Origin of the sequence: Candidatus Latescibacter sp. (assembly GCA_030692375.1) — a bacterium.
In the GTDB taxonomy this organism is placed as follows: Bacteria; Latescibacterota; Latescibacteria; order Latescibacterales; family Latescibacteraceae; genus JAUYCD01.
In genome coordinates, this window is sequence record JAUYCD010000176.1 from 1 (window position 1) to 5,315 (window position 5,315).

The window sequence follows — 5,315 nt, forward strand, 5'->3', positions numbered from 1 at the left end:
GGTTAATACATCGCGTATTGCCGGCTCACCCATAGCTAACAGAATTTCAGCTGCGGTTTCACTCTTAATATTATCGGGGTTGTTTAGAGCAGCGATGAGCGGTGCCCTAGCCCGATCCCCACTCCAGAGCAACGCTTCAAACGTAGCTTTTCTGGCGTCTTCATTAGTAGTCCCCAGGGCATCAATTAATGGCTGTACTGCTTCCGGGATGTGGCTTAAAACCGAAGATGCCAGCCTTCTTACGGCTGGATCAGTACTAAAAAGAGCGGTTATCGTTTCTTGGACTGCAGCCGGGCCAATCAACTCAAGAGTTCCTGCGGCATTGGCTCGGATATTCATATCGATGCTGCCCAGTGCCGCAACTAAAGGCTTAACGGCAGCGGGACCGATCCAAACCAGGGCCCATTTTGCCGTCTCTCTTGTTAATGGATCACGGCTGACAAAAGCAGCTATAAGAGGCTCGACTGCGGCTGCATCAAATTGGCTTAAAGCACCTGCAACCGCTATCCTGACATTGCGATTTTCATCTTCTAATTTCGCTATTAGCGGGGTAATCGCGGCAGGGTTTTTGAGTGCGCCTAATTGCATTACCGCTGCTATCCTTTCATCCAGATCAGGGCTATTTAGTTGTTCTATTAAAGCATTAACACCGGCGTCAACAATGACATCGTCGAATCGCGGCCGCGGGGGCAGAGAATTATATACCTGGGGACTTGGGGTTGAAATGACATCGGGTTGTGCAGGTTGGTCTGTATCCGATTCGCTAGAAGAGGGATCTTCTTGCGTAGTATCTCTGCCAAATAGCTGTTCGAAGAAAGCCGAGATTGCATCAATGATTTTTTGGATAAGTTCCGGAATGGAGATACATTCGGAACTAAGCTGCTGCTGTAACGGCAAAACGATATCTTGATTTTCTGATTTATCTTGCGGAATAATTAAGAATTTGACAGGAGTCCAGGTTTTTCCAAAGTTACTTAAAGGCATCAGAGTAAAGTTTTTATGCTGCCGGAAGCCCTCCTCTGCGCTTGCGGCCCAGCTACTTAAATTTAGATTCAAAATAAATATTAACAGTACTAAAAAAACAATTGTGTTTTTTTTCATCTTGCAATATCCTTTACATCGAATAGGAGGCAGGATTACTCCCACCGTCCTTTCACACCACCGTACGTACGGTTCCGTATATGTAAAATTGTGGTTACCTTTCCCTCCGCCATTCGCGGGTTTTTTCGGTAAATACTCTCTGTTTGCCGCGGCTGTCAAAAACGGGTATGTGGGCCTTGCGGTGATCGTTGTATTGAACAGCCTCGTCTCGGCGTTTTATTACTTCAGGCTCTTGGTGAACATGTACATGCGTGAGCCGGAAACAACTGCAACGGCCGCATATCAAAAAGCTCCTCTTGCAACCTTCGCTATGGTTGGCTGCGCATTCCTGACTCTATGGTTCGGACTCGGCCCCTTTTCGATTTTCTCCGTAATTCCTTCAGCCAACGACCTCTGGAATATCATCACAAATGGGATCAGCGTTCTGCATACGGGGCTTTGAGGCGTAACGGCCTGCGCCGAAATCGACTTGCTTTGTTTTGACCTGACAGCAACGAACGTCACGCATCAGCGGTACGGCTCTGCCACGTCCGCCTGTATGACATTGTTGGCAGCTTCTTTTCCGAATTCTTCCCATTGTGCTTTGAGTTTTTCAAACCCGTCTCGGGGATAGAAGCACGGAGCCCATTGCTTCAAGTTTTTCTCCTTCTCTCTCTTGACTCCAGCCGCGCAGTTCTCTGACACTTTTTCTGACGATTCGAGGAATATTTCAAACTGTCCGACCTTCGGATGAAAGCGTAGGAAGACGTAATAGTTGTTGGGGCTTACCCATTCCGCATATTTCGCCCCGATAGGCCAGAAGGTAACGCGGCTTCTTGATGTCTTAATCTGTAAGTTCGCATGCCATCTACCAGTTCTATTTGATACGATAACATCGACACCGGCTGTGTTGCGAATCGTGGGTAGCGCGATGAGACCACGCAGACTCAGTTCGGCAACAACAGTGTGCACTCCTGCTGCTCCGACAAGTGAGGTATCCCGGGTAGGGTAATCTTTGGCATCATTCATTTCACTTCTCTCCGCCAACGTATGGAGCATCAGCTGCAACTACTCAGCGGCTGTCTGCTAAATGCGATTGTTAGGCATCCACCTTCCGGGAATCGATCATCCGCGCCACCTTCATATCTTTTTTGCCGTTTTCTTTGTCGAACTATAAAACTGTTCGCGAGTTAATCCGGATTGTCTAATCATTGATTTTATTAGAATTATACCGAATTCATTAATTGACAAGTCAACGGTCACTATTTGTCTTTTGTTGTTTATGATTCCGGTATATTTTGCATGAGAACCAGTAGTCTTTTCGCACACAAAACCATTGTTTTCCAGTATTTTTATTACTTCAGGCAGCGTCAGTGGGGGGTATGTATGTGGCGACACGGTTAAGCGGGATTAAAATGAATGACTTGTGTATTTAGATCAAACAACCCAGTATATTTTCTATACCTGTCTTTGATCATGTTCACTATAAAAGATACATGATATGCTGTAGCAAGGAAGTGATACCGAAGTATTACATCTAATGATGATTTTCTATAAGGAAATCCGGTAATGCCTTTACTTTTATAGTATGCAAGCTCAGTTCCAACATAAAGAACAATGTTTTCTTTCATTTTTCCAATAACTTCTTCAAATGAAGAGCCTTCATCGACAAGATCAAGATCAATACAAACCGCATAATATTTCCCGTTTTTTTTATCATGGAAGGCATATGCGCGCAGTTTGACAGAATTATTATTGGGAAGCATTATCTCTCTCCTTTTAATGCAACAAATTTAACCCGTTTGGGATAAATGTCAAGCATTATTTGTAATTGTATTATATATCTAGAACTAAATCCGCCTCTTTCTCATGTTAACCTGCACAGTCAACATTAACTCATGTTTAATCTTGCATTCAGTGTTAACTTATGTTAAATTATACATAGAATAGTAACATCATTGCAGGTACAAATTATGCCGACAAAAGAATACATCACTATTCCTGAACTTGCAAAGCTTCTCGGGGTCAGCCGTATTACTATCTATAATCGTGTCAAAAAAGGAGAGATCCTTGCTGAAAAGATTGGCAGGATATACATCATTACGGATGAGACTATCAGAGAAATCCTTGGCAAGAAGGTTACAACGAAGGAAAAGAAACGGATTGAGGCTTCGGTTCGTAGGACGGTGAGAGAATACGGTGATGTTCTTAAGAAGTTAGGTAGAGAATAGTGAAGACTATATAGGAATCCCCCCTTTTCATTCAGAAACATTCCTCTTTTTATCCACCATCGGATTCAGCGCGTGCGCCAGAACAATGAGAATGATACACCCGATGACATTGTACCACAAGTAGGGAATCTCTGTGAAGGCAAAACATGCGATCACCACAAGTTCGGCGATGATTGCAGCGAAAAAGGTCGCATTTCCGCCGATCTTCTTGAAATAAAAAGCCACCAGAAAAATCCCCAGAATAGTGCCGTAAAAGAGCGAACCAAGGATATTCACCGCTTCTATCAGGGAGCCGAGACGGTTGGCGTACATCGCAAAAAAAATGGCGAAAATACCCCAGAATACCGTCGCGATCTTCGATACAAAGAGATAATGCCGGTCTGAAGCTTCTTTTCTGATCATGCGCCTGTAAATATCGATAACGGTTGTTGAAGCCAGGGCATTAAGCTCAGCGGAGGTGGAGGACATCGACGCGGAAAAAATTGCAGCAAGCACCAGCCCGATGAGACCGACCGGCAGGAAGTGGATAACGAAGTTAAGGAAAATATAATTTGTGTCATTCGTGTCCGCTTTGGGGTTGGCTTTCCGGATGAGTTCGACCACTTCCCCCCTGATCTCGGATTCTGATGCCTTGGAGCGCCGGATGTCCTGAATTGCGCGATCCGACTCATCTTTGTTCCCTGAATCAATTCCGACAAGCATCGACCGGATATGGTGTTGTTTTTCCTCGTGAATTCGCTGGTATTTTTGCTCCAGGGTCTGATATTCCGGGGCATGGATGCCGGAAGATATCCTGGCGGTTTCGACCGGATTAAAAAACAGGGGCGGAGTGACAAACTGGAAGAAAACAAAAACCATGGCGCCGGCAAACAGGATTGCGAACTGCATGGGGACTTTCACGAGGCCGTTTGCAAGTAATGCCAAACGGCTTTGCGCAATGGAACTCCCGGCCAGATATCTCTGTACCTGGGACTGATCGGTTCCAAAATATGAGAGCGCCAGAAAGGTGCCGCCGATAAGGCCTGACCAGAAACTATACCGGTCTTTCCAGTGAAAAGAAAACGTGATGACGTTCAGTTTATCCATTTTTCCCGCGATGCGGGTGGCATCGAGAAATGAAATATCGGGAGGCAAAAGACGGAAGATCATGATCAGCGCGGAAACCATTCCCACAAATATAATGAGCATCTGCAACAAATGGGTTTTATTCACTGCCTCGGTTCCGCCCGCGGCCGTATATACTATCACCAGCCCGCCGGTGAGTACTATCACGAGATTCATATTCCATCCGAGGAGAACAGATATGATCAGGGAGGGTGCGAATATGGTGAAACCTGCGGCCAGTCCGCGCTGAATAAGAAAGAGCATGCTTCCCAGGGCGCGGTTTTTAAGGTCGAAGCGATACTCCAGATATTCATATGCCGTATAGACATTCAGACGATGAAAAATGGGGACTGCGGTGACGGACAAAATAATCATCGCAAGGGGCAGGCCGAGGTAAAATTGCACAAACCTCATACCGTCGACATAGGCCTGTCCGGGAGTCGAAAGGAAGGTGATAGCGCTGGCCTGAGTGGCCATAATAGACAGGGTGACCGTGTACCAGGGGGTCGATCTGTTCGCGAGGAAATAGCCCCTCATGTTTTTCTGGCCGCGGGTCTTCCAGATGCCGTACACAGCCACGAAAATCAGGAAAGAGCCAAGGATGATCCAATCCGCCGGTCTCATAAGCTGTTATGGTGATGACGCGGATCTGATGAATGCAAACTCATAAAAAATTCCTTGTCAAAATGAACTTCCTCGACGCAAGCGTAGAGGTATCCAAAGATGATTCCCCTGTCACCTTCGGTGACATCCCCCTTGCTAAGATACTATGGTATACCCGATGGGGATTGACAGGGATAAAAAAAGAGGCTACCTTCCCAGAAAGGTTTTCGGATAAACCATAACCGACGTGGTCGCAGAGCGCCACAAGGAGAAAGGGAGGCAGCCTCATGAGAAAGA

Annotated in this window: 6 protein-coding genes; 2 read left to right on the top strand and 4 right to left on the bottom strand. The window is 46.0% G+C overall.

Translation table 11 applies throughout. The features are described from left to right. The coding region (locus Q8O92_10575) for a HEAT repeat domain-containing protein (protein MDP2983759.1) at positions 1 to 1,101 on the bottom strand (1,101 nt) is incomplete at its 3' end. Positions 1,102 to 1,189: 88 nt separating this feature from the next. Here Q8O92_10575 and Q8O92_10580 point away from each other — a divergent pair. Beyond that, positions 1,190 to 1,543 (top strand): hypothetical protein, encoded by a 354-nt coding sequence (locus Q8O92_10580; protein MDP2983760.1) that lies wholly within the window; start codon positions 1,190 to 1,192, stop codon positions 1,541 to 1,543. A gap of 65 nt (positions 1,544 to 1,608) precedes the next feature. Here the strand turns inward: Q8O92_10580 and Q8O92_10585 are convergent, their stop codons facing one another. Both Q8O92_10585 and Q8O92_10590 read right to left on the bottom strand, forming a co-directional pair. Then, on the bottom strand, positions 1,609 to 2,109 hold the full coding sequence (locus tag Q8O92_10585) for a hypothetical protein (protein ID MDP2983761.1): 501 nt from the start codon (positions 2,107 to 2,109) through the stop codon (positions 1,609 to 1,611). Between the two features lie 371 nt (positions 2,110 to 2,480). Beyond that, a complete protein-coding gene (locus Q8O92_10590; protein MDP2983762.1) occupies positions 2,481 to 2,846 on the bottom strand; it encodes a hypothetical protein in 366 nt (121 codons plus the stop codon). Between the two features lie 207 nt (positions 2,847 to 3,053). On the opposite strand from Q8O92_10590, the gene Q8O92_10595 reads away from it, so the two are divergent. Beyond that, positions 3,054 to 3,311, top strand: a complete 258-nt coding sequence (locus tag Q8O92_10595) for a helix-turn-helix domain-containing protein (protein MDP2983763.1) — start codon at positions 3,054 to 3,056, stop codon at positions 3,309 to 3,311. A 27-nt stretch (positions 3,312 to 3,338) separates the two neighbouring features. Here Q8O92_10595 and Q8O92_10600 read toward each other — a convergent pair whose 3' ends face one another. After that, entirely contained in the window at positions 3,339 to 5,039 is a 1,701-nt protein-coding gene (locus tag Q8O92_10600) for a sodium:solute symporter (GenBank protein ID MDP2983764.1), read from the bottom strand. Positions 5,040 to 5,315: the final 276 nt, after the last annotated feature.

Coding starts and splice junctions, on each gene's coding strand:
- Q8O92_10585 (MDP2983761.1), bottom strand. CDS start 2,109: ATGAATGATGCCAAAGATTACCCTACCCGGGATACCTCACTTGTCGGA.
- Q8O92_10590 (MDP2983762.1), bottom strand. CDS start 2,846: ATGCTTCCCAATAATAATTCTGTCAAACTGCGCGCATATGCCTTCCAT.
- Q8O92_10595 (MDP2983763.1), top strand. CDS start 3,054: ATGCCGACAAAAGAATACATCACTATTCCTGAACTTGCAAAGCTTCTC.
- Q8O92_10600 (MDP2983764.1), bottom strand. CDS start 5,039: ATGAGACCGGCGGATTGGATCATCCTTGGCTCTTTCCTGATTTTCGTG.